Annotated in this window: 25 protein-coding genes; 8 read left to right on the forward strand and 17 right to left on the reverse strand. The window is 51.1% G+C overall.

Annotation, left to right across the window (positions count from 1 at the left end; translation table 11 throughout):
- Positions 1-5: 5 nt before the first annotated feature.
- The 16 genes from trmD to ACRPFF_RS06520 form a co-directional block, all read right to left on the reverse strand.
- Positions 6-743, reverse strand: a complete 738-nt coding sequence (trmD, locus tag ACRPFF_RS06445) for a tRNA (guanosine(37)-N1)-methyltransferase TrmD (RefSeq protein ID WP_432674144.1) — start codon at positions 741-743, stop codon at positions 6-8.
- A complete protein-coding gene (gene rimM, locus ACRPFF_RS06450) occupies positions 743-1,252 on the reverse strand; it encodes a ribosome maturation factor RimM (RefSeq protein WP_308031260.1) in 510 nt (169 codons plus the stop codon). The genes trmD and rimM overlap by 1 nt, the downstream gene beginning before the upstream one ends.
- Positions 1,253-1,267: 15 nt before the next feature.
- The gene (rpsP, locus tag ACRPFF_RS06455) at positions 1,268-1,513 is read right to left on the reverse strand and encodes a 30S ribosomal protein S16 (protein WP_096107917.1); all 246 of its coding nucleotides are present in this window, start codon (positions 1,511-1,513) and stop codon (positions 1,268-1,270) included.
- A gap of 44 nt (positions 1,514-1,557) precedes the next feature.
- Complete coding sequence (locus ACRPFF_RS06460; protein WP_432674145.1) at positions 1,558-3,993, reverse strand: GNAT family N-acetyltransferase; 2,436 nt, start codon at positions 3,991-3,993, stop codon at positions 1,558-1,560.
- Between the two features lie 117 nt (positions 3,994-4,110).
- Positions 4,111-5,517 (reverse strand): two-component system sensor histidine kinase MisS, encoded by a 1,407-nt coding sequence (gene misS / locus ACRPFF_RS06465; RefSeq protein WP_250313639.1) that lies wholly within the window; start codon positions 5,515-5,517, stop codon positions 4,111-4,113.
- Between the two features lie 12 nt (positions 5,518-5,529).
- Positions 5,530-6,207: a two-component system response regulator MisR gene (misR, locus tag ACRPFF_RS06470; protein WP_250313640.1), complete on the reverse strand. Its 678-nt coding sequence runs from the start codon at positions 6,205-6,207 to the stop codon at positions 5,530-5,532.
- A 190-nt stretch (positions 6,208-6,397) separates the two neighbouring features.
- Positions 6,398-8,206, reverse strand: a complete 1,809-nt coding sequence (locus ACRPFF_RS06475) for a Wzy polymerase domain-containing protein (RefSeq protein WP_432674146.1) — start codon at positions 8,204-8,206, stop codon at positions 6,398-6,400.
- Positions 8,196-8,549 (reverse strand): DUF2069 domain-containing protein, encoded by a 354-nt coding sequence (locus tag ACRPFF_RS06480; protein WP_411712495.1) that lies wholly within the window; start codon positions 8,547-8,549, stop codon positions 8,196-8,198. Before ACRPFF_RS06480 ends, ACRPFF_RS06475 begins: the two co-directional genes overlap by 11 nt.
- Positions 8,550-8,557: 8 nt before the next feature.
- On the reverse strand, positions 8,558-9,166 hold the full coding sequence (locus tag ACRPFF_RS06485) for a Maf family nucleotide pyrophosphatase (protein WP_411712496.1): 609 nt from the start codon (positions 9,164-9,166) through the stop codon (positions 8,558-8,560).
- Between the two features lie 50 nt (positions 9,167-9,216).
- A complete protein-coding gene (gene tatC / locus ACRPFF_RS06490; protein ID WP_411712497.1) occupies positions 9,217-9,987 on the reverse strand; it encodes a twin-arginine translocase subunit TatC in 771 nt (256 codons plus the stop codon).
- A 13-nt stretch (positions 9,988-10,000) separates the two neighbouring features.
- Complete coding sequence (gene tatB, locus ACRPFF_RS06495; RefSeq protein ID WP_432674147.1) at positions 10,001-10,687, reverse strand: Sec-independent protein translocase protein TatB; 687 nt, start codon at positions 10,685-10,687, stop codon at positions 10,001-10,003.
- A gap of 3 nt (positions 10,688-10,690) precedes the next feature.
- Positions 10,691-10,894 carry a Sec-independent protein translocase subunit TatA gene (tatA, locus tag ACRPFF_RS06500; RefSeq protein ID WP_003753955.1) on the reverse strand — a complete coding sequence of 68 codons (204 nt, stop codon included), beginning with the start codon at positions 10,892-10,894 and terminating at the stop codon, positions 10,691-10,693.
- A 46-nt stretch (positions 10,895-10,940) separates the two neighbouring features.
- The gene (locus ACRPFF_RS06505) at positions 10,941-11,264 is read right to left on the reverse strand and encodes a histidine triad nucleotide-binding protein (protein ID WP_432674148.1); all 324 of its coding nucleotides are present in this window, start codon (positions 11,262-11,264) and stop codon (positions 10,941-10,943) included.
- A 131-nt stretch (positions 11,265-11,395) separates the two neighbouring features.
- Positions 11,396-12,538, reverse strand: a complete 1,143-nt coding sequence (locus ACRPFF_RS06510) for an NADH-dependent flavin oxidoreductase (protein ID WP_432674149.1) — start codon at positions 12,536-12,538, stop codon at positions 11,396-11,398.
- A gap of 118 nt (positions 12,539-12,656) precedes the next feature.
- Positions 12,657-13,721, reverse strand: a complete 1,065-nt coding sequence (locus tag ACRPFF_RS06515) for a 2,3-butanediol dehydrogenase (protein WP_432674150.1) — start codon at positions 13,719-13,721, stop codon at positions 12,657-12,659.
- Positions 13,722-13,960: 239 nt separating this feature from the next.
- Positions 13,961-15,034: a histone deacetylase family protein gene (locus ACRPFF_RS06520; RefSeq protein ID WP_432674151.1), complete on the reverse strand. Its 1,074-nt coding sequence runs from the start codon at positions 15,032-15,034 to the stop codon at positions 13,961-13,963.
- A gap of 127 nt (positions 15,035-15,161) precedes the next feature.
- Between ACRPFF_RS06520 and yajC the strand changes: the two genes are divergently transcribed.
- The 8 genes from yajC (at position 15,162) to ACRPFF_RS06560 (ending at position 23,475) form a co-directional block, all read left to right on the forward strand.
- Positions 15,162-15,428 (forward strand): preprotein translocase subunit YajC, encoded by a 267-nt coding sequence (gene yajC, locus ACRPFF_RS06525; RefSeq protein ID WP_250313649.1) that lies wholly within the window; start codon positions 15,162-15,164, stop codon positions 15,426-15,428.
- 75 nt (positions 15,429-15,503) lie between these two features.
- A complete protein-coding gene (secD, locus tag ACRPFF_RS06530; protein WP_411712502.1) occupies positions 15,504-17,357 on the forward strand; it encodes a protein translocase subunit SecD in 1,854 nt (617 codons plus the stop codon).
- Between the two features lie 3 nt (positions 17,358-17,360).
- Positions 17,361-18,296 carry a protein translocase subunit SecF gene (secF, locus tag ACRPFF_RS06535; protein WP_308031271.1) on the forward strand — a complete coding sequence of 312 codons (936 nt, stop codon included), beginning with the start codon at positions 17,361-17,363 and terminating at the stop codon, positions 18,294-18,296.
- A 220-nt stretch (positions 18,297-18,516) separates the two neighbouring features.
- Positions 18,517-18,786, forward strand: coding sequence for a 30S ribosomal protein S15 (rpsO, locus tag ACRPFF_RS06540; protein WP_002217790.1), 270 nt, complete (start codon positions 18,517-18,519; stop codon positions 18,784-18,786).
- A 275-nt stretch (positions 18,787-19,061) separates the two neighbouring features.
- On the forward strand, positions 19,062-20,186 hold the full coding sequence (locus tag ACRPFF_RS06545) for an ABC transporter ATP-binding protein (protein ID WP_308031272.1): 1,125 nt from the start codon (positions 19,062-19,064) through the stop codon (positions 20,184-20,186).
- 15 nt (positions 20,187-20,201) lie between these two features.
- On the forward strand, positions 20,202-21,167 hold the full coding sequence (locus ACRPFF_RS06550) for an ABC transporter permease subunit (protein WP_432674152.1): 966 nt from the start codon (positions 20,202-20,204) through the stop codon (positions 21,165-21,167).
- A complete protein-coding gene (locus tag ACRPFF_RS06555; protein ID WP_003675707.1) occupies positions 21,167-22,054 on the forward strand; it encodes an ABC transporter permease subunit in 888 nt (295 codons plus the stop codon). Before ACRPFF_RS06550 ends, ACRPFF_RS06555 begins: the two co-directional genes overlap by 1 nt.
- Positions 22,055-22,179: 125 nt before the next feature.
- Positions 22,180-23,475: an NAD(P)/FAD-dependent oxidoreductase gene (locus ACRPFF_RS06560; RefSeq protein ID WP_432674166.1), complete on the forward strand. Its 1,296-nt coding sequence runs from the start codon at positions 22,180-22,182 to the stop codon at positions 23,473-23,475.
- 244 nt (positions 23,476-23,719) lie between these two features.
- On the opposite strand, the gene ACRPFF_RS06565 is transcribed toward ACRPFF_RS06560, so the two are convergent.
- On the reverse strand, positions 23,720-25,024 hold the full coding sequence (locus ACRPFF_RS06565) for an ammonium transporter (RefSeq protein WP_432674153.1): 1,305 nt from the start codon (positions 25,022-25,024) through the stop codon (positions 23,720-23,722).
- Positions 25,025-25,092 lie beyond the last annotated feature (68 nt).

The raw sequence follows: 25,092 nt of genomic DNA on the forward strand, positions 1-25,092 counted from the left end.
GGCCTTTAACGCGGACGATGCCTTTTTCTTTGACTTTGGGTTCGCTGCCGAAAATCATTTCCGAGCAGACACCGTTTTCGCGCCTGCGGATGTGCAGTTTCAAAATGCCTTCTTGGTCGGGCGAATTCCGCTATCAAGCCATGATTGCCCGAACGCAGTACTTCCGGAACAGCCATGCCTTGAAATTCTAAGGGTTTGGTGTAGTGGGGGCAATCCAAAATGCCGCTTGAGAACGAGTCTTGTTCGGCAGACTGAATATCGCCCAATACGCCGGGTACGAGCCTCAATACTGCATCCATCAGCATCATGGCGGGAAGCTCTCCGCCGGAAACGACGAAGTCTCCGATGCTGATTTCTTCATCGACGCTGCTTTGCAGTAGTCTTTCGTCTATTCCCTCATAGCGTCCGCACAGCAGAATCAGATGCGGAAGTTCTGCCAGTTCTGCCGCTTTTTGGTGTGTCAGCGGTTTTCCTTGGGGGCTGAGGTAGATGACTTTTGCGGTTTGGGAAGATTGTGCTTTGGCGTGTTCTATTGCCGCATGAAGCGGCGGAGCCATCATAATCATTCCCGGGCCGCCGCCGAACGGGCGGTTGTCGATGTAGCCCAATCTGTTGTCGGCAAACTTTCGGGGATTGACTGCTTCAAACTGCCAGATTCCCTGTCTGTTCGCGCGTCCCGTTACGCCGTAGCGGGTAATGCTGTCGAACATTTCGGGGAAAATGGTAACTGCCTGGATAAGCATCAGTAGTCCAAACCCCAGTCGGCAGTAATGGTCTTGCTGCCGGTATCGACGGTTTCGATATATTGGGAAACGAACGGAATCAGAATCTGCCCGTGTTCTCCGTCAATCATTAATACGTCGTTTGCACCTGTTTCCATCAGGTTGCTTACCTTGCCTAAAACGGTATGGTCTTTGTTGACGACGGTCATGCCCACCAAGTCGGCCCAGTAGTATTCTCCTTCTTCCGTCGGTGCGAATGCTTCACGGGGGATTTCGATGGTGTAACCGCGCAATGAGAATGCCGAATCGCGGTCGTCTATGCCTTCGAATTTGACTTGGAGCTCACCGTTGACAACTTTTCCAGCTTCAAGGGTAACGCTGACGGTTTTGCCGTCCTTGACCAATTGCCACTCGGGGTAATCCAAAAGGCTGTCGGAATACTCGGTATTGGCAGCAATTTTTAGCCAGCCTTTTATGCCGAATACACCTTTGATGTAGCCCATGGCTACCCGGTTTTGAGTGTCTGTCATGGCGGAAAATGAGGGTTATGCGGCTTTTTGTTCTTTAATCAGTTTTGCAACAGAGTCGCTAACCTGCGCACCTTGTGCAATCCAGTGGTTCAGGCGGTCTGCGTTGAGGCGTACGCGTTCTTGTTTTTCGTTGGCTACGGGGTTGTAGAAGCCTACGCGTTCAATGAAGCGGCCGTCGCGGCGGTTGCGTGAGTCAGTAACGATGACGTTGTAGAAAGGGCGGTGTTTTGAGCCGCCGCGTGCCAAACGGATAACTACCATTTTGAGTCCTTTTGAGAAAATCGGATATATGGAAACTGCTAATTTTAGGGTATTTTGTGGTTGGTGCGCAAGTTTTTATTTGTTTTTGTTGTTGTTGTTTTGTCGGGCACGAGGTGAAGGTATGCACGGTATAGGTTTTTTTCGGTGTCTGATTCTTTGAGGGTAAATCCTGATTTTTCAGCAAGTTTAACCATGGGAGTGTTGGCTTTGAGGATGTCGGCACTCATAGTCCGGTAGCCTTGTTGTGTTGCGGTATGGATGGCGAGGTTCATCATTTGCTGTGCCAGCCCGCTGCCGCGCATATTTTCTGCCAATGTGATGCCGAACTCGCATTCGTTGCGGTTCAAGCGGCTGTGGCGGACGACGGCGACGATGTTGTCGTTATTATCTCTTGCTGTCCATGCGGCTTCGCAGTAGTAGTCCGGGTTGCATAAGCGTGCCAATGTAGCTTCAGGAAGTTCGTTGATGTGGGTCATGAAGCGTGTGTACCGTGCTTCGGGACTGAGTTTTCGGATGAATTTTTGTTTGGCCTCGGCATCTTCGGGCAGCAGCGGGCTTACTGTAACGGTCATGTTGTTTTTTAGAAACAGTATTTTTGGGTGTGCCTCAGGGTAGGGTGGGAGCACGTTGGGTGTTTTTTTATCGGTTGCGGTTTTACTGCCGAGCAGTTCGGCGGCAGCTTCGCTTGTGTGTCGGAGGAACTCGGAGGCTGCCGGGTTTTTGTGTTTCAGGTATTGGGCGGCACTTTGCATTTTTGCGGCGGCGTGTTCGAGGGTTTGTACGGTCTTGCTTGTTGTTTTGCGTCCGGGTGCATTGTGTGTTTCGGGTGCTTTCAGATCAAAGTCGGTATTGTATTGTCCGCCGTTTAGGTTGAGGGTGATTTTGCCGATGTGCAGGTTGTGGTTGGAAAGGGTGGTCAGTGTGTGAAGGAACTGGTTAAGGGTTCGCGGGTCTTCCAGTTCGGCAAACTGGGCGATATGGAGGCTGTCCTGTGTGGTAAACGGGGGAAGGGCGGCCGTGGTTTGCCCTGCGTACCGTACGGTCAGAATATTGCCGTAAATGGGATGGCTGTCGAATTGGAATTGTANGGCGTTGTGGGTGGAAGAGCGATAGGGTGGAAGGTACAGGGATTCTGCAAGCAGTGATAGGTTGGCTGTTTCGAGGGCTTTTTTGATATTTTGGGGTTGCGGGGTTTTCAGACGGCATGGTTTCAGCGGTGCGGTGCAAAGCTGCAGCTGCTTTAGTTCGGCGGCGGTATTGTGAAAGGCGAGTGTGCGGATTGCCTGTGTGGGTGTGTCGAAGTGGTTTATGCCGTCTGATACGGGGCTGCTGATGAGTAGGGGTTTGGCAGTTTGTTCTGATAGGCGGATAAGCGCGCGTGCTGTTTTTTTATAGTCTTTGTGTCCGGAAGGGGTGAGTATTGTCAATACGGCTTGCGTATCGGGCTGTGAAAGTTGGCGGGATACGATGTTGTGGCAGAGCGAGGGCGTGGGCGTGGGCGTGCAGGTTATGTATCCGTTGCTGACTTGACGGGATGTTGTCGGGAAGTGGAGCGAGAGGTTTGCCGGTGTGTATGCGTGCAGCCATTCGGCAGGGGTATCGGATAGGATGTCGAGTTGTGACAGCTGTGGAAGATTAGATAGTTGGGCGCGTAGTGCGGCTTCGAGATCGTCGGTGTTGAAGCTGATGAGGAAGTTGCAACGGCGGGCGAGGCTGTACAGTACGGCACGGTCGGTTTCGGTTGTGCGATAGGTAATGTGGAGAATGAGTGGTGTGTGGCGGGTAAATTGGCGGATGGCGCTGAACAGTTTGCGCTGGTCTTCTTCCGGGTTGTGGTGTAGGACGGCGGTTTTGGTGTGCAGACTGTGGCCGAAGCGGTTGAGCCAGTCGGCGGATGTGATGGGGCTGATGCTGTAGCTCAGGCTGATGTGGCGGGATATGCCTTGATGGAGTTTTTTGAGGACGGTATCGATTTGGCGGCTGACGGCGGCATCTCCGGTCAGTATGGCGGTATAGCCTGCGGCGTATTCGTCATGGGTGCTGATGTTGAGTCCGAGCGAAGGAATCTGAATACCTGCTGTGGTGCAGGCGGTAATGTTGAGATGGTCTCCGTGGTGTTTGCGTATGGCGTTTTCGGCTGTGTTCAGCTCGGAGGAAGAGAGACTGTTCCAGTCTTGTATGAGGATAATGTGTTGGAGTTGTTTTTTTTGGCAGGCCTTGAATAGGGTGTCGTAGCTGTCGGGCGGGGTAATGGCAATGATAAGGTCTGCGCCGCCGGGGATTTTGTTGAGGCTGGGGTAGGCGGGCAGTCCTGCTATGGTGTGGTGGCGCGGGTTTACAGGGGTAATTTTCCCTTGGAAAGGTGTGCCCAGCAGGTTGCTGAGTATGCGTTCGCCAAGGCTGTACGGTTGTTCGCTCGCGCCTATCAGGATAATGTGGTTGGGCATGAAGAAGTAGCCGGGATCGGTTTGTGTCGGCATGATATATTCCTTTGCGGACGGTATGTGCGTGATTGTTGGAGATGCACTCACTGTGTGTTTGTTTTGGGGTAACTGTTTGTGCAATGCCGTCTGAAGCGGGTTCAGACGGCATTATGGTCAGTTCGCACTTTTTTCTGTTTTGGAACCGGTTTTTTTCTTGGGTAGGATGAAGCGCATCCGCAGCCCGTTTGGTTTGATGTTTTCGGCGATGATTTTTCCGCAGTGCTGTCCAATGATATGTTGGGTTAATGCAAGCCCCAGTCCCGTTCCGGGTTTGTTAGCACTGGAGTCGGCCCGGTAGAAGGCGGTAAATATGTGGGGAAGCTGCATTTCGTCCACACCCGGTCCGTTGTCGGTAACGTCGATAATCCAGTGTTTATGGTCTTGTCCGATGTTGATCAGGATGGTACTGCCTTCCGGGCTGTAATTGACAGCGTTGCGGATAACGTTGTCGAAGGCGCGGTACAGGTAACTTTCATTGGCATATAGGGTGGCGTTTTCGGGAATTTTCCCGTCGGCAGACAGGGTAACCGTTTGTCCGTTTTTCTGGGCGATGCTTTGATTGTCTTCTACAAGGTTGCTTAGGAAGGGTAGGAGTTTCAGGTTTTCTTTTTCCAAAGCCATATTGGAGGTTTCGAGCCGGGACAAGGTTAAGAGTTCGCCGACCAGCGTATCCATGCGGGTCAGCTCGCCTTCGAGTCGTTTTAGGTATTGTTCCTGTTTTTGGGGTTGTGCCTGAATTAATCCGACAATTGCCTGCATGCGTGCAAGGGGAGAACGCATTTCATGGGAGACGTGATGGAGTAGGTGGCGTTCTTTGGCGACAAGTTTTTCGAGTTTTTCCACCATTTTGTCGAATTGCAGTGCGAGATGGGACAATTCGTCATCACGGTCGTCTACTTGTTGCGAAATCCGGGTTTCAAGTTCTCCGTTTGCTACCCTATCCATACCGTTGCCAAGAATCCTGATGGGTTTGGTGATATTGCTGGCCAGGATGTATGCCATCAGCAGGCCAACGATGATGATGAAGGACAGTATGATGAATTCGTGCCAAATCGGAGCGAGCGGCAGTCCGGGAATGAATAAGGGGCTGGGCAGGCGTTGGGCTTGACGGTTGTCCCAGTCTTTGATGAAGAACAGGTATTCCTCACCGAAACGGTCATATTCGATATGAACGAGGTTGGAATGCGGGTTGTTGGCTGCGAAAAGCCGGGCACGTTCTATGGTGTAGCCGTCGATGTACCTGTTTAGAATGTCTTTTTTTTCGTCGCCCTGTATAACGTATACGGCCGATGAAACGGGGCTGTCTTTCCATTCCGTCAGAATTTCGCGCGCACCGTTGTCTCCGCGTGCCTGAAATGCGGAAATGATGCTGCTCATCAATGTGGTTTCGATGGTGCGGCGTTGGTTGAATTGGTTTTCGGCAAGGGTGTTTTGCACCAGCCAGAAAGAAAAACTCGCCACAAAGATTGCGCAGACAATGACTGCGCAAAATGTGGCGAAGATGCGTTGGAACAGTTTCATTTATCTGTTGCTTCAGTTTTTTACAAACAGGTAGCCTAAGCCGCGTACAGTTTGAATCAGGGAAGCATCCCCCAGTTTGTGTCGGATGCTGGAGATATGTACGTCGATACTGCGGTCGAATTTTGCAAGTTTGCGGTCAAGTGCTTCGACGGATAAGGTCTCTTTGCTGACCACTTGTCCGGCATGGCGCATCAGGACTTCGAGCAGGTTGAATTCGGTACTGGTCAGTTCGAGCGGTTTATCTTTAACAGAGGCTTGGCGTTTGGCAGGATACAGTACGACATCGCTGACCGAGATGTTGTTTGGTACGTTGTTTTGTTCCCCGCTGTGTTGCGCACGTCGGAGGATGGCGTTGATGCGTGCCAGGAGTTCGCGCGGTGTACAGGGTTTGGGCACGTAGTCGTCCGCGCCCATTTCCAATCCGATAATGCGGTCGATATCATCGCCTTTGGCAGTCAGCATGATGATGGGAACGGTGCTTTGTGTGCGGACATTTTTTAAAACGTCCAGTCCGTTCATTTTGGGCATCATGGAATCTAATACGACTACATCGTATTGCCCGCTTAGGATTTCCTGTACGCCTGCTTCTCCATCGGGAACGCTGTGGACGTTCAGGCCTTCGGCGCTCAGGTATTCGGTCAGCAGTTCGGTCAGTAGGGCGTCGTCATCTACGAGTAATACGCGGCTCATGGTGTTTCCTTTTCGTGATGGTATGCCCCGGTTCTGTTTTAGACGGGGCATGAAACGATTGTTTAATGGTTTATCTTAACACGGGTGCAATGTTTTTTGATAGCGTATTTTTCGGTGGATTTGCTGTTTTTTGCAATGCTTTGCAAGGGGCTTTACATTTCAGTAGGCATCTGTATTCGTTTGGGCCGAATCAGTCGCAGGATTGTGCTTTCTGGCGTTGCGGCGTGTTGACGAAAATTTTGCAGTCTTTGAGCAAATCGGGCAGCAGCGGTGCCAGTGCGGGGTGTTGTCGGGTTTTGCCAGCGTAAAAGGGCATGAGGTAGGGGTAATAGGACTGCGTTGCCTGCATCCATTGCCGTGCCTCTTCTGTTTTCCCTTGGCGCATGAGGTAGAGGGCAACTTGGTAGGTGTTGGAGTAGGGGCGGTAAGTTAGTGATTTGAGGGTTGCTTTTTCTGCCCAAGGCCGGATGTCGGCATCGGTCGGTGAGGCGCGTTTGCTGAGACTCAGGTCGGCATAGTAGGACAGCATAGGGCTGCTTTCGGAGATGTGGCGCAGTCCGTCGATTTTCTTTTGGACGGTTTGCGTATTGTCGCTCTGGCGTATGGTGCTGAAGCGAACCAGTTGGGTATATGTCCAGCCGAAGTGCAGAAGCCCTGCAAGTAGGATAAGGGAGGCAGCCTGTATGCTACGGTTGGCGGCTGCCGTATAGGATATGCCGTCTGAAGTGCCTGGTTCGGAGAGAAAGAGCATCAGGCTGAACGGGATGAGGAAATATACGTACCATAATGGATATTCGAGCATGCTGTGACACATGCTGACGGTAAGGGTGCAAAGCAGGAAAAGCGAGGCCGGTGTGCCGGGCCGTTTCAGCAGTCCGGCAGTACCGGTCATCAGTGTTACGGCCACTAAAAGTGTACCGCTGATTCCGGTTTCTGCAAGGAGTTGGAGAATGATGTTGTGCGAATGGGTGAATAGGACGTTGAGGATATTGTTGCTGAGATTGTGTTGTTCGGCATTGAGTAGGAAGGTTTGTTGCGCAAAACTATTCCAACCGTGTCCGAACAGCGGTGCGGATCGGAATGCTGCGATGGCTTTGTTCCATTCGATTTGGCGCAACGAGCCGGAAAAACTGCTGTTGCCGACGCGTTCGACGGCGGTTTCGTAGCGGATGTGGGTAAAGGTTTCCAAGATGGTGTTCATGGAAAATTGGAACAGTGCGGCAAGTGCGGCGGCGGCGGCTATGCTGAGGACAATCCGTCTGGAGGTTTTGCCTGTGCAGAAATACCAGCAGGGAAGGATGAGGACAATGGCGGAGATATAGCCTAAGATGGTACGGGAGTTGACCAAACCTAAAACGGCGGTAAGCATCAGCAGGCAGATTGCACCGTAGGGAGCCGGGATTTTTCGTTGGCTGTGGAGGTAGGCGGCGGAGAGTATGCCCCACATGAGGTAGTGTCCGAGATGGTTGCGTTGTCCGAGCTGTCCGTTTACGTTTCCGCCACCGTAGGCGATGATGCCTCGGAACAGGGAAATGTCCGACCATCCGACAAACTGCATGATGGCAACGCAGGATTGGAGCAATGCTCCGATGAACAGCGACCAGGCAAACAGGGTTACGATGCGTTCCTGTCCGAAGCGTGCAGCCAGGCATCTGCATGCCCATGCGCTGATGGCGAGTAGGACGAAAATCCAGGAAACGATGTCGTTCATGCCGGTGTAGATCAGATTCATCAGCCGTGCCTGAAGCCACCAGAATGCCGCCATGGCAAGCAGGAGAAAGCTGAGGGGCGGGATTTTTGTGCTAAACAGTTTTTGCCGTGCAGTCAAAAACAGCAGAACGATCAGACCGGCGGCAGAGGCGGCTTCCAGGTAGAAGCCGGATGCCGGTCCTATCCTGAGTGTGGACAGGAAGGGGGCAATATTGATCCAGAGAAAACAGAGCAATATATAAATTGGCAGTTTGCCGGCTGGATTCGGAGCGGATGCTTCAACGGACATGGTTAGTTTTTTTGTGTTGTTTGACGAATGACAGGCAGGCTGTGAAGAAGCTGATACTTAATACTGCAGCCAGTGCGGCACAAATTTTTTCTGCGGGATAGGCGTTGAACAGGCGCATGACGGCTTCGGCAAAATAAATCAGAATCAACATGGAGCTGTATTGGTAGGTGTAGATTCTTTTCTTCAGGATGCCTGAGAGCGGCAGGCAGAGGGGCAGGGTTTTTAACGCAAGCCACGAACCGCCCGGGCGTAACGGTGCGATCCATAATTCCCAAGAAAGGGATAGGGCAATCAGTGCAATCAGGCTGAAGGAGGCAAGTAAGTAAGCGGTTTGTTTGTTCACGGCGGACTTTACGGTTTAAGGGCGGATAAGGGGGAGCGGTATCCCAAATCCTGCAACATGGAAACGGTTTCATAAACGGGCAGCCCCATAATGCCGCTGAAGCTGCCTTCGATAGATTGGATAAAGATACCGCCTATGCCTTGCACGGCGTAGGCACCGGCTTTATCCATCGGTTCGCCGCTTTGTACATAGGCGGAAATTTCTTCCGAACTCAGGGGCTTGAAGGCGACGTGGTTGGTTTGGAGGCAGTTTTTCGCATTGCCGCGATAGTGGATATGGACGGATGTCAGGACGGTATGCCTGGTGTCCGACAGCAGTTTTAGGAATTTGACTGCTTCGGCTTGGGAGCGGGGTTTGCCTAATATAATGCCGTCTGAAACAACGCAGGTATCCGCTGTAATCAAGGGAAAGTAAGGCATTGCGCCGTTGGTTTCGAGAAACAGGGTCAAAGCCGTCTGATTTTTTTCTGCCGCCATTCTTTGAACGTAACAGGCAGGTGTTTCATCGGCTTTAACGGCTTCATCGATATCGGCAGGCAGTTTGATGACATGGTAGCCCAACTGTGTCAGGATCTGCATCCTGCGCGGGCTGTTCGAACCTAAGTAAAGGGTGTTCAAAGGGGTTCCTTAATCTGCGGCGAAGGACTTGGGTGTCAGACGGCATAAGGTCAGGCTTCTGCCGGAGGCTGCATGTCGCCATCCTGTTCTGAGCGTGGCGTGAAAAAGCGTCCGAACCAAATACCTGCTTCGTATAGGAGAATCAGTGGAATGGCAAGTAGGGTTTGTGAGATGACATCGGGCGGTGTGATGACTGCGGCAATGACAAAAGCACCGACAATGACATAGGGGCGGGCATGTTTGAGCTGTTCGGTTGTTACCACGCCGATTTTGGTTAACAGGATAACGACGATGGGAACTTCAAAGGTTGTGCCGAACGCAACGAACATGCCTAAGATAAAGGACAGGTATTTGTCGATGTCTGTCGCCATATTGACACCGACAGGGGTAACGCCGGCAAGGAATTTGAAAATGACGGGAAAAACCAGAAAATAGGCAAACGCCATGCCGATAAAAAACAAGCTGACGCTTGAGAGGACAAGCGGGGTAATCAGGCGTTTTTCGTTTTGATAGAGTGCGGGGGCGACAAATGCCCAGATTTGGTAGAGCGTATGCGGCAGCGAAATTAAAAATGCCGCCATCAGGGTAACTTTGACCGGCACGAAAAATGGTGCGATGACGTCGGTGGCAATCATGCTGGTGTCTTTTGGCAGGTTTGCCATCAGCGGGTCGGCGATAAAAGTATAGAGTTGTTGGGCAAACGGCATTAGGCCGAAAAAGCAGACTAAGATGCCGACAACCGTCCACATCAGGCGGCGGCGCAGCTCGATGAGGTGTTCGACAAGCGGTTGGACGGGTTGTTCGTTTTGTGTTTCGGACACCGGATTGCCCTCTTTATGATTTACGGACGCGCAATTTAGGTTTGGCGCGGGGTTTAGGACGCAAATCGCGTTTGCGGCTTATGGCCTGTTTACGCAGCGAAGTGGTATGCGGAACAGAGGTTTCAACAGCAGCGGTATCGATATAGCTGACTTCCACGGTTTGTGCGGCAGGCAAAGAAGGTGCGGTCAGGTATTCGCGCCATGCGCGGTCTTTATCGGTTTCCGAAGGTTCGGCTGCGCTGCTGGTTTGCCCGTCGTTCCCAAGGGTTTCGGCGGAGGTATCGGCACGTTCAGACGGCATAACGTCGGAAATGCCGTCTGATACGGTGTTTGCCGTATCGGGAAGGGGATTGCCGCCTTCATCAACGCCGAAATCGGCAGGTGTCCGCTGTTCGGGTAGTTTGTCCCATGGTTTCAGCCCGTCGGAAATGTCGTGCAGATTACCCTCCATATCCGTACCGGTTTCTTTGAGGCTGTCTCGAACCTGAGCGGCGGCAGCTTCGAATTCCTGCTTTGCCTTCCTCAGTTCTTCCAGTTCGATTTGAGTGTCAAATTCCTGTTTGACGCTTCCGACAAAGCGTTGCAGCCTGCCGATGAGCCGTCCGGCAGTGCGGGCAGCTTCGGGCAGGCGTTCTGGACCAAGGACAATCAGGGCGATAACGCCGACCAAAATCAGCTCGCCCAAACCGAAATCAAACATACGTTATGCTTTGTCTTCGTCTTTTTTATGTTCGATTACGTCGTCTTTTCCGGCATCTTTGCCATCGGTGCCTTCGTTCAGCCCCTGTTTGAAGTCATGAACCGCGCCGCCGAGGTCTTTGCCGACGTTGCGCAGTTTTTTGGTGCCAAATATCAAAACGACGATGATTAATACGATAATCCAGTGCGTCAGAGAAAAACTGCCCATGATGTATCCTTAAGTAAGTATTAGGGGTTGATTGTGAAATAACGGTTTATACGGGTGTACCCATGATGTGTATATGCAGGTGGAAGACTTCTTGCCCGCCGCCTTTACCGGTATTGATTAGGGTTTTAAAGCCGTCGGTCAGTCCCGAAGCTTTAGCAATTTCGGGAACTTTCAACATCATTTTGCCCAACAGCTGCTGATGTTCGGGCGCGGCGTGCGCCAGCGAGTCGAAATGGACTTTCGGAATGAGCAGCAGGTGAACCGGCGCGGCGGGACGGATGTCTTTGAAACAAATCATATCCCCGTCTTCGTAGACGGTTTGCGCCGGAATGTCTTTGGCGGCAATTTTCCAGAAAATACAGTTGTCCATAACGGCTCCGTTGCCGTCTGAAAAAGCAGTCAGACGAATTAAACGTGGAAGAGATGGGATTGTAATATAAATTTAAGATTCTGTGCGAACGGCTTTATTGCCAGACAGGAAAGGATTTGTCCACCGCCGTATCAAAGATCGACCGGGTTCCATTCTTTATCTTTTACCGGCGGCAGCCATGCTTGCGTACCGCTGGAGGCAAATTCCCATAAGGTGTCAGGGAAGCCGTAACGGTCGGCGCGCGTCGGGTCGAGTTGCGTTTCGATTTCATCCTCGCGGCCTTCACGGATTTGTGTGGCGATGTGCGGATTAATCATCACGGTTTTGCCCAATGCGATAAATTCTGCCCAGCCGGTTTCATAGGCGGCCAAAATTTGATCGGCGGTAAACAGGTTGCCCACGCCGATAAGCGGCAGTTTGCCGTTGATGCGTTTGTGGATAAACTGCATACGGGTTTGCGCGGTATCGCCGCCGCGACGGATTTTTTTATCAAATTCCCACAGGGAAACGTGCAGATATTGCAGCGGTTTTTGTACCAATGCGTCAATCAGTGCGCCGGTTTCGGTCATGGTTAAGCCGTCGTCGCCCGGCTCTTCGGGGGAGAAGCGGTAGCCGATAATGAAGTCGTTGCGCCGGTGTTTTTCACGGACAGCAACCACGGCATCGATAACGGCCAGAGGGAAGCGCATTCTGTTTTCCAAGCTGCCGCCCCATTGGTCGTTGTGGCGGTTGCTTTGGGCGGAGTAAAACTGTTGGATTAAATAGCCGTTCGCACCGTGGATTTCCACGCCGTCAAAACCGGCACGAAGTGCCAAATCGGCGGCTTGCGCATAAGAGGCGATGAGTGCTTCGACTTCTTCTGCGGTCGCTTCGCGTGCGTGTTCGGCTTCGCTGGCGGAAGCACTGATTTTGTCGAGACCGTCCAAAAGGTCGTCCATGGCTTTGGAAGCGCCGTGATGGATTTGCAAAATCGCTTTTGCACCTTGCTGTTGCAGGATTTGTGCGGTTTCTTTCAGGCTGTCGAGGCAGTGTTCGCCTGTAGCTTCAGGTTGCCCGTGAAAGGCTTTGCCGTCTTTTTGGACCAAAGTGGCGGCAGTGATAAACAGGCCCATATCGCCTGCGCGGTTTTTGAGGAAGGTACGCTCTTGGTCGCTGATTAAACCGTCGGCTTGTGAGCCGAAATGGGTCATAGGGGCGACGACAAGGCGGTTTTTAATGGTTACGCCGTTATTAAGGGTGTATGTTTGGAAGAGTGGGGCGTATTTTGGATTCATGGAGTTTTACTCTTGATAAGTGAATGGTTGGCAGAGAATTGGGCCATTCGGGAATTTATCAAGTAAATAGGCCGTCTGAAAAGTTTCAGACGGCCTGTTTATTCTTTAAGCCTTAGGATTAAAGATTAGGATTGACAACGATTTTTACTGCGGATTCGTTGTTGTGGATCAAGCGCTCGAAGCCTTCGGAAATCAATTCGTCCAGTTTGATGCGTTGGGTGATGAAAGGTTCAAGGTTGATTTTGCCTTCTTCCACCAGTTTGATGGTTTCGGAGTGGTCGTTGCAGTAGGCAATGGTGCCGCGCACGTCCAACTCTTTCATCACAACGCTGTGGACGTTGATGGTAGCAGGGTGGCTCCAAATGGATACGATGACCAAGTTGGCAGCAGGTTTGCAGGCCTCTACCAAAGTATCCATAACTTTGTTGACGCTGGTGCATTCGAATGCAACGTCCACACCTTCGCCGTTGGTCAGTTTTTTCACTTCTTCGACGACATCGACTTCGGACGGGTCGAGGATGTAGTCGGCAACACCGGATTCGCGGGCTTTGTCTTTGCGTGCTTTGCTCAATTCGGTGATGATAACTTTGATGCCTTTGGCTTTCAGTACGGCAGCCAACAGCAAACCGATTGGACCTGCGCCGCCGACCAATGCGACATCGCCTTCTTTCGCGCCACTGCGTACATAAGCATGGTGGCCGACAGACAGAGGTTCAATCAAAGCAGCTTGATCCAATGGGATTTTGTCGGAAATCGGATGCACCCAACGGCGTTTGACGGCGATTTTCTCAGACAAGCCGCCTCCGCAGCCGCCCAAGCCGATGAAGTTCATGTCTTTAGAGAGGTGGTAGTTGCTGCCCGGGCTGGTCGGTACGTCATCGTGTACGATGTAAGGTTCGACCACAACGTGTTGGCCGACTTTGATGTCGTCCACGCCTTCGCCGACGGCGTAAACCACGCCGGAGAATTCGTGTCCCATCGTTACAGGTGCTGACTCGCCGGAGATTGGGTGCGGATGTCCGCAAGGCGGAATGAAAATCGGACCTTCCATGAATTCGTGTAGGTCGGTGCCGCAGATGCCGCACCAGGCGACATTGATACCGACGGTGCCGGGGGCGACGGTCGGTTCGGGAATGTCTTCGATGCGGATGTCGCCTTTGTTGTAAAAACGTGCTGCTTTCATTGTAACGCTCCTTGTTTTAAGAGGTATGCCGTCTGAATCTGGCAGGCGGCGGTTGAAAGGGGAATATCGCAACCGTTTTGGGTTAAACTTATTTAGATGTTATTTTACTGCAAAAAATCTTTTTAAGTGCGCGAATGGCTTTATTTTTGAGTGAGGTCAAGCAATGCTGCCGTCTGAAAACCGAATGGTTTTAGTTATATCATAACGGTTATCGCGGATAGATGGTCGGGTTGGTATGCTTATAGTGATTTGGGTTTGGTAAACCGTTTGTTTCTGTTGCGGTACAAGTTTTTCTGATAGGCGGTTACGGTATCGGATTTTCCCAATCCTGCCAGTACGCGTATATGTTCGACAGCAGATTTTGATAGGGATTTAAGGGTATAACCACCTTCCAATACGGATACGATTTTACCCGGACAGTTCGATGCCGTCTGAATGATTTTGTATGTCAGCCAGGCAAAATCCGCCTCGTGCAGGTTGAGCCTGCCGGATTCGTCCGAATGATGCGCATCGAATCCTGCCGATAACAGTACCAGTTCGGGTTTGAATGCGGCAAGTCGCGGTAACCACTGTCTGCGGACTGCTTTGCGGAATGCCCGGCTGCCCGTCCCCGGTGGGAAGGGCAGGTGCACCATGTTGTCTCCGTCGGGCATATTGTTGTTTTCGGGGAAGGGGAAAAGGTCGGTTTCGAACAGGTTGAAAAACAGGATGCGCGAATCGTTTTTGAGTATTTCTGCCGTGCCGTCGCCATAATGGACATCAAAATCGATGACGGCAATGCGGTTCAGCCGGTATTCGGCAAGGGCGTACATTGTGCCGACGGCAGCGTTGTTTAACAGGCAGAATCCTCCTGCATTGCCGCTTCCTGCATGATGTCCGGGTGGGCGGGCTGCGCAGAAGGCATGCCATGCTTGGCGGTTCATGACCATATCGATTGCCTGAACGACCGAACCTACGGAAAAACGGGCGGCCGACAGGGAGTTTTTACTGATAACGGTGTCGTCGTCCAGACGGAAAATCTTGTCATTTTCGGGCCGGCAGGATTCCAATCGGTTCAGATATTTGCTCGAGCGGACAAGTGCAAGGCGCGTATCGCTGATTTCTTCCGCCTCTACGGTTTGGAGGTGCTGCCAAACGCCGGAACAGCGTAAGGCTTGTTCGATGCTGCTGATCCGTTCGGGGGAGTCGGGGTGGTTTGCGCCGGGTTCGTGCCCGGCACAGGCGGGATGCGAAATCCATGCGGTGCGGGCGTTTTTGCCCAAAAAAAGGCGCAATAGTGCATAGAATTTCAAGATTAGGCGGGTCAAGAACATGGGTTTGTGGGCGGGCAGGCTGCAGTATACGGTCGGTACGGACGGCAAACCCGATATATTGTTTACGGTCTTATGTTATTATATACCCCTCTCGATTTTCAACCATATTAGAAAGAACGGATAAATTATGAATCAAGCTGTTGCACAATTTGCTCCTTTGGTGTTGATTATGGTGGTGTTCTACTTCCTGATCATGCGCCCGCAGCAAAAGAAATTCAAAGCACACCAAGCGATGCTGGCTGCTTTGAAGGTCGGCGACAAAGTTGTTTTGGCTGCTGGTTTTAAAGGACGTGTAACCAAAGTAGGCGAGCAATTCTATACTGTCGATATCGGCCAAGGTGCGAAAATTGAAGTGGAAGTTGAGCGCAACGCGATTACCGCAAAAGCCGAATAATCCCGTTTTTTTAGGAAAGCCGCCTCATTTTCCGAGTGCGGCTGTTTGCCTTTATAAATAAAGCAAAGGTTTATCATGAACCGTTATCCTTTATGGAAATACCTGCTGATTGCGTTCACGATTGTGGTTGCGGCTGTTTATTCGCTGCCCAACCTTTTTGGTGAAACGCCTGCGGTACAGGTATCGACCAACCGACAAGCTATTGTTATCAATGACCAAACCCAGTCTAAAGTAGATGCCGCACTGAAACAGGCAGGTATTCAGACAGATGGGATGTTTGTCGTCGACAATTCGTTGAAAGTGCGTTTCAAAGACACTGAAACGCAATTGAAAGCACGCGACATCATCGAAAATACTTTGGGCGAAGGTTATATTACCGCACTCAACCTTTTGGCAGACAGTCCTGAGTGGATGGCGAAAATCAAAGCCAATCCGATGTTCTTGGGTCTGGACTTGCGCGGCGGAGTGCATTTCACCATGCAGGTGGACATGAAAGCCGCCATGCAGAAAACGTTTGAACGTTATTCCGGCGATATCCGCCGCGAATTGCGCCGCGAAAAAATCCGCAGCGGTACGGTACGCCAGACTGAAAACAGTCTGACTGTTCCTTTGCAGGATGCCGGTGATGTGCAAAAGGCACTGCCTCAGTTGCGCAAGCTGTTTCCTGAAGCAACGTTAAATTCAGAAGGAAGCAATATTGTATTGACGCTTTCGGAAGAGACGGTTAATAAAGTACGCTCAGATGCGGTGAAGCAAAACATCACTACACTGCATAACCGTGTAAACGAGTTGGGCGTGGCAGAGCCGATTATCCAACAGTCAGGTTTGGATCGCATTGTCGTACAGCTCCCCGGCGTGCAAGATACTGCCAAGGCAAAAGACATTATCGGCCGTACTGCGACTTTGGAAGTGCGCATGGTGGAGGATGATCCTGTTAAGTTGCGCGAGGCTTCGGAAGGTAATGTACCCGCAGGTTATGAGCTGCTTTCAAGCGGCGGAGATCATCCTGAGACCCTTTTGATCAGCAAGCAGGTCGAATTGACCGGAGATAATATTAATGACGCCCAGCCTAGTTTTGACCAAATGGGCGCGCCTGCCGTCAGTCTGAGTTTGGATAGCGCAGGCGGCAGTATCTTTGGCGAATTGACTGCCGCAAATGTCGGCAAACGCATGGCGATGGTTTTGATCGACCAAGGAAAATCCGAGGTTGTAACCGCGCCGGTTATTCGTACTGCCATTACCGGCGGACGTGTGGAAATTTCCGGAAGCATGACGACAGCCGAAGCCAACGATACGTCTTTGCTGTTGCGTGCCGGTTCTCTTGCCGCACCGATGCAGATTGTCGAAGAACGTACCATCGGTCCGTCTTTGGGTAAGGAGAACATCGAAAAAGGCTTCCATTCGACTTTATGGGGTTTTGCCATCGTTGCTGCATTCATGGTGGTTTACTATCGTCTGATGGGTTTCTTTTCTACCATTGCATTGAGCACCAACATACTGTTCCTAATCGGTATTTTGTCTGCCATGCAGGCAACGTTGACGTTACCGGGTATTGCCGCGCTGGCGTTGACTTTGGGTATGGCAATCGACTCCAACGTCTTGATTAACGAGCGTATCCGAGAGGAACTGCGTGCGGGTGTCATACCGCAGCAAGCCATCAACCTCGGTTTCCAACACGCATGGGCGACCATTGTCGATTCGAACCTGACTTCGCTGATTGCCGGTATCGCGCTTTTGGTATTTGGTTCCGGTCCGGTACGCGGTTTTGCCGTCGTACACTGCTTGGGTATTCTGACTTCGATGTATTCGTCCGTCGTCGTATTCCGTGCGTTGGTCAATCTGTGGTACGGCCGCCGTCGCAAATTGCAAAATATTTCCATCGGTTCGGTATGGAAGCCGAAAGCCGAAATGGCAGAAGGCAAGGAGTAAAACATGGAATTATTTAAAATCAAACGCGATATTCCGTTTATGAGCTACGGCAAACTGACGACTTTTATTTCGTTGGTTACCTTTGTTGCCGCCGTATTCTTTTTGGTGACCAAAGGCCTGAATTTCTCTGTCGAATTTACCGGTGGTACGGTAATGGAAGTCCAATATCAGCAGGGTGCGGATGTCAATAAGATGCGCGAACGCCTCGATACGCTGAAAATGGGTGATGTACAGGTTCAGGCATTGGGTACGAACAAACACATCATGATTCGCCTGCCGAACAAAGAAGGCGTTACTTCCGCACAGTTGTCCAACCGTGTGATGGATTTGCTGAAAAAAGACAGTCCCGACGTTACTTTGCGCCAAGTCGAATTTATCGGCCCGCAAGTCGGTGAGGAATTGGTAAGTAATGGATTGATGGCTTTAGGTTTTGTCGTTATCGGCATCATTATTTACCTGTCGATGCGTTTCGAATGGCGTTTTGCCGTATCTGCCATTATCGCCAATATGCACGATATCGTGATTATTCTCGGCTGCTTTGCCTTCTTCCAATGGGAATTTTCGCTGACCGTGTTGGCGGGTATCCTTGCTGTATTGGGCTATTCTGTGAACGAATCCGTCGTCGTCTTCGACCGTATCCGTGAAAACTTCCGCAAGTCGGCGATGCGCGGACATACCGTGCCGGAAGTCATCGACAACGCGATTACCGCCACCATGAGCCGCACCATCATTACCCACGGTTCGACCGAGGCAATGGTTGTTTCCATGCTGGTGTTCGGCGGTGCAGCCTTGCACGGTTTCTCTATGGCGCTGACCATCGGTATCGTGTTCGGTATTTACTCTTCCGTATTGGTTGCCAGCCCGCTCTTACTGATGTTTGGCTTGAGCCGTGAAAATATCGGTAAAGAACCGAAGAAGAAAGAAGAAATCGTGGTCTGAAGCGCATATGCCGTCTGAACATTGCCGTCTCAAGCGACAATGCTTCAGACGGCATTTTTAACGGTTGGTTTCACGGTCTTAAAATATTGTGCAGAAATGCGGGAACTGTGTCATAATGCTGCGTTGTCCTATCTTGGACATAGGGAGTTTGCCGTTGTCTTCAGGCTTGGCAAACTTGTCTGAATCCCTATGGGGATTCTTATATTTTGGAGTTTTCATTATGGCATTGACCGTAGAACAAAAAGCGCAAATCGTTAAAGATTTCCAACGTAAAGAAGGCGATACCGGTTCTTCCGAAGTACAAGTTGCCTTGCTGACTTTTCGTATCAATGATTTGACCCCGCATTTTAAAGCTAACCCTAAAGACCATCACAGCCGTCGTGGTCTGCTGAAAATGGTTAGCCAACGTCGCCGTTTGTTGGCATATTTGCGCCGTACCCAACCCGATACTTATCGTGCGTTGATTACCCGCTTGGGTCTGCGTAAATAATTGCGCTTTCCGACACCGCCCAGAAAATGGGCGGTGTTTTCTTTTCTGTTGCTTTCCGACAAGTTCAAATCCATATTTATTGCCCGAAAACCGCATAAACTAATATAATACAAAGTTCTTTGGAATCCTGTTCCATTTCATGCTGCCCGTGCGCTTCACAAGAGTTTCAGACGGCATCAGACGTTGCGACTCCCGCCAGCAATCAAACAGCTTTTTATCACCCATTCGAAAATCCGTTTTGCCGGTACTCGTCTTTTTATTGGAGTATTGCCATTATGACCGCAACCACTGCGTCTTCAGCCAAACCTTATCTCAAAATCCAAGGCTTGGTGAAAAAGTTTGGTGACAATTACGCTGTCGATAACATCGACTTGGACATTTATCAACACGAAATCTTCGCCCTTTTGGGCAGTTCCGGCAGCGGAAAATCTACGCTGCTGCGTATGCTGGCGGGTATGGAAAGCCCCAATCAGGGCAAAATCATCCTTGACGGTCAGGATATTACCAAACTTGCACCCTATGACCGCCCCATCAATATGATGTTCCAAAGTTACGCGCTTTTTCCGCATATGACCGTGGAGCAGAACATTGCCTTCGGATTGAAGCAGGACAAAATGCCTAAGGACGAAATCGCCGCACGTGTGGAAGAAATGCTGCGCCTGGTTCAGATGACCAAGTATGCCAAGCGCAAGCCTCATCAATTGTCCGGTGGTCAGCAGCAGCGCATCGCTTTGGCACGCAGTCTGGCAAAACGTCCGAAAATTCTACTGCTGGATGAGCCCCTCGGCGCGTTGGACAAAAAATTGCGCCAGCAAACCCAGCTTGAGTTGGTCAATACGCTGGAACAAGTCGGCGTAACCTGTATTATGGTTACGCACGACCAAGAAGAGGCGATGACGATGGCGACCCGCATCGCCATTATGTCTGACGGTCAGTTGCAGCAGGTCGGTACACCCAGCGATGTGTATGACTATCCCAACAGCCGCTTCACTGCCGAGTTTATCGGCGAAACCAATATTTTTGACGGTGTCGTGATTGAAGATCATGCGGATTATGCCGTCATCGAATGCGAAGGTTTGGAAAACCACGTCCGTATCGATCATGGTTTGGGCGGCCCGAGCGAGCAGGATCTTTGGGTTAGTATTCGACCAGAGGATATTGATTTATATAAAGAAAAACCTGATCATTTGGGCGACTACAACTGGGCGAAAGGCACGGTAAAAGAAATTGCCTATTTGGGCAGCTTCGCCATTTACCACATCAAACTCGCCAACGGGCGCGTCGTCAAAAGCCAAGTCCCTGCCCCTTACTGGTATGTGCGTAACATCACGCCGCCAACTTGGGACGAAACCGTGTATATCAGCTGGCCGGAAAACCAACCGACTCCGTTGTTCCGTTGATTTAAGGGGAGTGAGATGAACCTTAAAAAACTGAAAAACAAACTGTTCCGCCGCCCGGGGCAGCGCGCGGTCATAGCCGTGCCGTATATTTGGCTTTTGGTGCTGTTTCTGATTCCGTTCGCCATCGTGCTGAAAATCAGCTTTGCCGAACAAGAAATTGCCATTCCGCCGTTTACGCCGTTGACCAGTATCGATGAAGATTTAGGTCGTTTGAATATCTCCATCAGTTATCAAAACTATGCCGATATTTTCCAAAATTTCTGGAACACCCTGAATCCCTTCGGCGATAGCGAAAACAGCAATATCTATCTTATGACCTATTGGTCTTCAATAAAAACTGCACTGACTACGACGGTAATTTGTCTGTTGGTTGGTTATCCGACAGCATATGCGATTTCCCGTGCCAATCCTTCTGTCCGTAATGGTTTGCTGCTTGCCATCATGTTACCTTTCTGGACATCGTTCCTGCTGCGTGTTTATGCGTGGATGGGTTTGCTCGGGCATAACGGCATCATAAACAACTTATTGATTAATATGGGTATTATCAGTGAGCCATTAGATTTGTTCTACAATGCGTTCTCATTGAACTTGGTGATGGTTTATGCCTATCTGCCGTTTATGATTCTGCCGCTTTACACGCAGCTGGTGAAACTGGACAGCCGCCTGCTCGAAGCAGCTTCCGATTTGGGTGCGGGACCGGTCAAGTCGTTCTTGACGATTACACTGCCTTTGTCTAAAACCGGCATTATTGCAGGTTCAATGCTGGTTTTCGTTCCAGCAGTCGGTGAATTCGTGATTCCCGAGCTGGTCGGAGGTTCGGAAAACTTGATGATTGGTAAAGTCTTGTGGCAGGCATTCTTTGATCAAAACAACTGGCCGTTGGCTTCCGCCGTCGCCGTCGTGATGGTCGCGCTGCTGGTCGTGCCGATTGCGCTGTTCCAGCATTATGAAAACCGCGAATTGGAAGAAGGAGCCAAATAATGCAGAAATCCAAATTGTCTTGGTTCCTGAAACTGATGCTGATGTTGTCGCTGGCGTTTCTGTATATCCCGCTGGTCGTTTTGGTTGTCTATTCGTTTAACGAATCCAAGCTCGTTACCGTTTGGGGAGGCTTTTCGACCAAGTGGTACGGCGCATTGCTGGAAAACGACACCATCTTGGAAGCTGCTTGGTTATCGCTGCGTATTGCCGTTGTGTCTTCGCTTGCCGCCGTCGTTTTGGGTACGCTGGCGGGCTATGCGATGGCGCGTATCAAACGTTTCCGCGGCAGTACCTTGTTCGCGGGTATGATTTCCGCACCTATGGTTATGCCTGACGTGATTACCGGTTTGTCCATGCTGCTCTTGATTATTCAGGTGCAAATGTTCCTGCAAGGTAGCGAATTGCTGCAATCGCTTTATTTTGATCGAGGCTTTTTCACTATTTTCTTAGGGCATACCACGCTTTGCATGGCATACATTACCGTTGTTATCCGTTCGCGTCTGGTTGAGCTTGACCAATCGCTCGAAGAAGCTGCAATGGATTTGGGTGCGCGTCCGCTGAAAATCTTTTTTGTCATCACTTTGCCTTTGATTGCCCCTGCCATTGCTTCAGGCTTTCTGCTCGGCATTACCCTGTCTTTGGATGATTTGGTGATTACCTCCTTCCTGTCCGGCCCCGGTTCTTCTACATTGCCGCAGGTGATTTTCTCCAAAATCAAGCTGGGTCTTGATCCTCAGATGAATGTCTTGGCAACCATCCTGATCGGTATCATCGGAACATTGGTCATCATCGTCAATTATTGGATGATGAGGCAGGCAACCAAGCGCGACCGTGAGGCAGCGGAAGCCTACCGCCAAGAAAAATTGGCTGCCGAGAAAGCAAATTAACTAACAAGGCAGGCTGACCGCATGACTGGGTCAGCCTGTTTTCTTAAATCGATTTTCTGTTTGGACGATATGGTTCGACAGCCTGTATCATGCCGTCTGAAAATATACCTGATAAAGTAAACATCATGATTCGTCCTGATTTTCAAGAATATCTGCCTTCTTATTATTTTAGTTCGGTTAATCCTCATACTGTTTATCCGAAACTTCAATGCCGTCTGAAAACCGATACCTGTATCATCGGTGGCGGTTTGAGTGGTTTGTGCACTGCACTGCCCTTGGCGGAGCAGGGACATGAAACGGTTGTGTTGGAAGCCGCGCGTATCGGTTTCGGCGCATCCGGCAGGAGCGGCGGGCAGGTCATCAGCGACTACGCCTGCGGTATGGAGGAAATTGAAAAACAGGTCGGTTTAGAGCAGGCGCAATGGTTTTGGCAGCAGTCTTTACAGGCGGTTGAGCTTGTGGACGAGCGCGTACGCAAATATGCGATTGACTGTGATTGGCAACGCGGTTATGCCACGGTTGCCGTCCGTCCGCAACATTGGGAAGAATTGCAACAATGGCATGAGCACGCCCAAAAATATTACGGTGCGAGTCATTATCAACTTTGGGATAAAGCCGAGTTGAAACAGCAGCTTGACAGCGATATGTACCAAGGGGCGCAATTCGACCCCCTGTCCGGACACCTGCATCCGCTCAATTACACGTTGGGTGTTGCCGGTGCCGCTGCCGAAGCCGGGGCGCAGATTTTTGAGCATTCTCCTATGATACGCATTGAACCTTATCAAAACGGTTGGTTGGTTTACACTCCGGAAGGCAGTGTCGAATGCAAAAATGTGGTCTATGCCGTTAATACCTATGCAGGTTTGAACCCGATATTCCGGCCTTTGGAACGCAAGGCGATTGCCGTCAGCACCTTTATTATTGCCACCGAACCCTTGGGCGCGCGCGCAAAAGAGCTTATCCGCAACAATATGGCAGTATGCGACAACCGCCATATTTTGGACTATTACCGCCTCAGCGCGGAGGGCAGGCTGCTTTTCGGCGGTAAGGATAACGAGTTTATCGACGATCCCGCGCGTATGACCGAGCTTGTCCGCCAAGATATGCTTAAAGTTTTTCCGCAGCTTGGCGATGTCAAAATCGAATCTTCGTGGGGCGGGGAGTGCGATATTACCGCCAACCTTGTCCCGCATTTCGGACGTTTGGCCGCGAATGTTTTTTATGCGCAAGGTTATTCCGGCCATGGTATGGCAATAACGGGTATTGCCGGTTTGGCGGTTGCCGAAGCAATTTTAGGGGACGAATGCCGTCTGAAGCCGTTTGANCAGTTGCGCCAGCCGAATATCATCCTCCAGCCGTTTCTGAGAAAGCTCGGTTCTTTCCTCGGCTCGAAATATTATCAGTGGAAAGACAGCCGTTAAGCGTCGCAGGCAGTATAGTGGATTAACAAAAACCAGTACGGCGTTGACTCGCCTTAGCTCAAAGAGAACGATTCTCTAAGGTGCTGAAGCACCAAGTGAATCGGTTCCGTACTATTTGTACTGTCTGCGGCTTCGTCGCCTTGTCCTGATTTTTGTTAATCCACTATATGTTTATCCATCGGCGGCAAACGTGAAAAATGCCGTCTGAAACCCGATTTTCAGGCTTCAGACGGCATAGCCGCCCTTATTCCACGCGTTCGCCGTGGATATTCAGATCCAAACCTTCGCGTTCGACATCCTTGCCGACGCGCAGGCCGCCGCAGATTTTCCCCACAACCTTCAAAATCGCCCAACTCATCAGCCCGCTGTATGCCGCCATAACGAACCCGTCTTTTACCTGTATCCACAACTGCTGCCAAACTGCCGCATCCCCGCCGAAAATGCGGTTGTCGAAAAAGATGCCGGTCAATATTCCGCCCACCAGCCCGCCGAATCCGTGTATGCCGAAAGCGTCCAAAGAATCATCGTAACGCAATTTGTGTTTGACGACGGTGACGGACACAAAGCACGCGGCGGCAGTCAATATACCGATGGCGGCCGCGCCCGACGGGCCGGTAAAGCCGGCGGCAGGGGTGATGCCGACCAGCCCGGAAACCGCGCCGGAAGCCAGCCCCAAAGCGGAAGGTTTGTGTCCCGCTATTTTTTCGCAGGCAAGCCAGCCTGCCGCGCCGAATACGGCCGACACCTGCGTTACCGCCATCGCCATACCCGCCGCCGCGTCTGCCGCAAGTGCCGAACCGGCGTTAAAGCCGAACCAGCCGAACCACAACATTGCCGCGCCGATCAGCGTCATCGCCATATTGTGCGGAGGCATCGCCTCGCGCCCGTAGCCTATGCGCCTGCCCAAAACCAAGGCGGCGACGAGTCCCGCGATACTGGCATTGATGTGCACCACCGTACCGCCGGCATAATCCAATACGCCGCCTTTGCTCATAAAGCCGCCGCCCCACACCCAATGCGCGCCCGGCACATAAACCAATAAAAACCATATGCCCGAAAACAGCATCATTGCCGAATATTTCATCCGTTCGGCAAACGCGCCAGTAATAATGGCGGTCGAAATAATGGCAAACGTCATCTGGAAAAACATAAATACCGGTTCGGGAACAGTCGGCGCATTAGGCGAGACGGTCAACATTTTTGCGGCAGCGTCTATCTGCATCCCGCTTAAAAATACGCGCCCCAAACCGCCGATAAAGGCATTTCCCGGCGTGAACGCCAAAGAATAGCCGACTGCGACCCAAAGAATGCCCACCAATGCCGCGATGGAAAAGCTGTGCATCATCGTCGAGAGCAGGTTTTTTTTCCGCACCATACCGCCGTAGAATAAAGCCAGCCCGGGAAGCGTCATCAACAATACCAAGGCAGCCGCAGTCATCACCCAGGCGGTATCGCCCGAATTGATGGCGGAATAAGGTTTCCACCAGTTTAATGGTTCTGCCGATAGGGATGCCGGCAGCAAAGATGCCGCCCATATGTGTTTTTTCATTTTGATTGAAGTTTCCTTAATGGTTGGATCCTGTCTTTCGGGAAGGCGGGGTCGGGGCTTGTCCGGGA

The organism is Neisseria sp. SLRRB23, from assembly GCF_050896295.1.
Taxonomy (GTDB): Bacteria; Pseudomonadota; Gammaproteobacteria; order Burkholderiales; family Neisseriaceae; genus Neisseria.

Excerpts from the sequence above, each read along its gene's own strand:
- trmD (WP_432674144.1), bottom strand. The coding sequence starts at position 743 with ATGCTTATCCAGGCAGTTACCATTTTCCCCGAAATGTTCGACAGCATT.
- rimM (WP_308031260.1), bottom strand. The coding sequence starts at position 1,252 with ATGACAGACACTCAAAACCGGGTAGCCATGGGCTACATCAAAGGTGTA.
- rpsP (WP_096107917.1), bottom strand. The coding sequence starts at position 1,513 with ATGGTAGTTATCCGTTTGGCACGCGGCGGCTCAAAACACCGCCCTTTC.
- misS (WP_250313639.1), bottom strand. The coding sequence starts at position 5,517 with ATGAAACTGTTCCAACGCATCTTCGCCACATTTTGCGCAGTCATTGTC.
- misR (WP_250313640.1), bottom strand. The coding sequence starts at position 6,207 with ATGAGCCGCGTATTACTCGTAGATGACGACGCCCTACTGACCGAACTG.
- ACRPFF_RS06475 (WP_432674146.1), bottom strand. The coding sequence starts at position 8,206 with ATGTCCGTTGAAGCATCCGCTCCGAATCCAGCCGGCAAACTGCCAATT.
- tatB (WP_432674147.1), bottom strand. The coding sequence starts at position 10,687 with ATGTTTGATTTCGGTTTGGGCGAGCTGATTTTGGTCGGCGTTATCGCC.
- tatA (WP_003753955.1), bottom strand. The coding sequence starts at position 10,894 with ATGGGCAGTTTTTCTCTGACGCACTGGATTATCGTATTAATCATCGTC.
- ACRPFF_RS06505 (WP_432674148.1), bottom strand. The coding sequence starts at position 11,264 with ATGGACAACTGTATTTTCTGGAAAATTGCCGCCAAAGACATTCCGGCG.
- ACRPFF_RS06510 (WP_432674149.1), bottom strand. The coding sequence starts at position 12,538 with ATGAATCCAAAATACGCCCCACTCTTCCAAACATACACCCTTAATAAC.
- ACRPFF_RS06515 (WP_432674150.1), bottom strand. The coding sequence starts at position 13,721 with ATGAAAGCAGCACGTTTTTACAACAAAGGCGACATCCGCATCGAAGAC.
- ACRPFF_RS06520 (WP_432674151.1), bottom strand. The coding sequence starts at position 15,034 with ATGTTCTTGACCCGCCTAATCTTGAAATTCTATGCACTATTGCGCCTT.
- yajC (WP_250313649.1), top strand. The coding sequence starts at position 15,162 with ATGAATCAAGCTGTTGCACAATTTGCTCCTTTGGTGTTGATTATGGTG.
- secD (WP_411712502.1), top strand. The coding sequence starts at position 15,504 with ATGAACCGTTATCCTTTATGGAAATACCTGCTGATTGCGTTCACGATT.
- secF (WP_308031271.1), top strand. The coding sequence starts at position 17,361 with ATGGAATTATTTAAAATCAAACGCGATATTCCGTTTATGAGCTACGGC.
- rpsO (WP_002217790.1), top strand. The coding sequence starts at position 18,517 with ATGGCATTGACCGTAGAACAAAAAGCGCAAATCGTTAAAGATTTCCAA.
- ACRPFF_RS06545 (WP_308031272.1), top strand. The coding sequence starts at position 19,062 with ATGACCGCAACCACTGCGTCTTCAGCCAAACCTTATCTCAAAATCCAA.
- ACRPFF_RS06550 (WP_432674152.1), top strand. The coding sequence starts at position 20,202 with ATGAACCTTAAAAAACTGAAAAACAAACTGTTCCGCCGCCCGGGGCAG.
- ACRPFF_RS06555 (WP_003675707.1), top strand. The coding sequence starts at position 21,167 with ATGCAGAAATCCAAATTGTCTTGGTTCCTGAAACTGATGCTGATGTTG.
- ACRPFF_RS06565 (WP_432674153.1), bottom strand. The coding sequence starts at position 25,024 with ATGAAAAAACACATATGGGCGGCATCTTTGCTGCCGGCATCCCTATCG.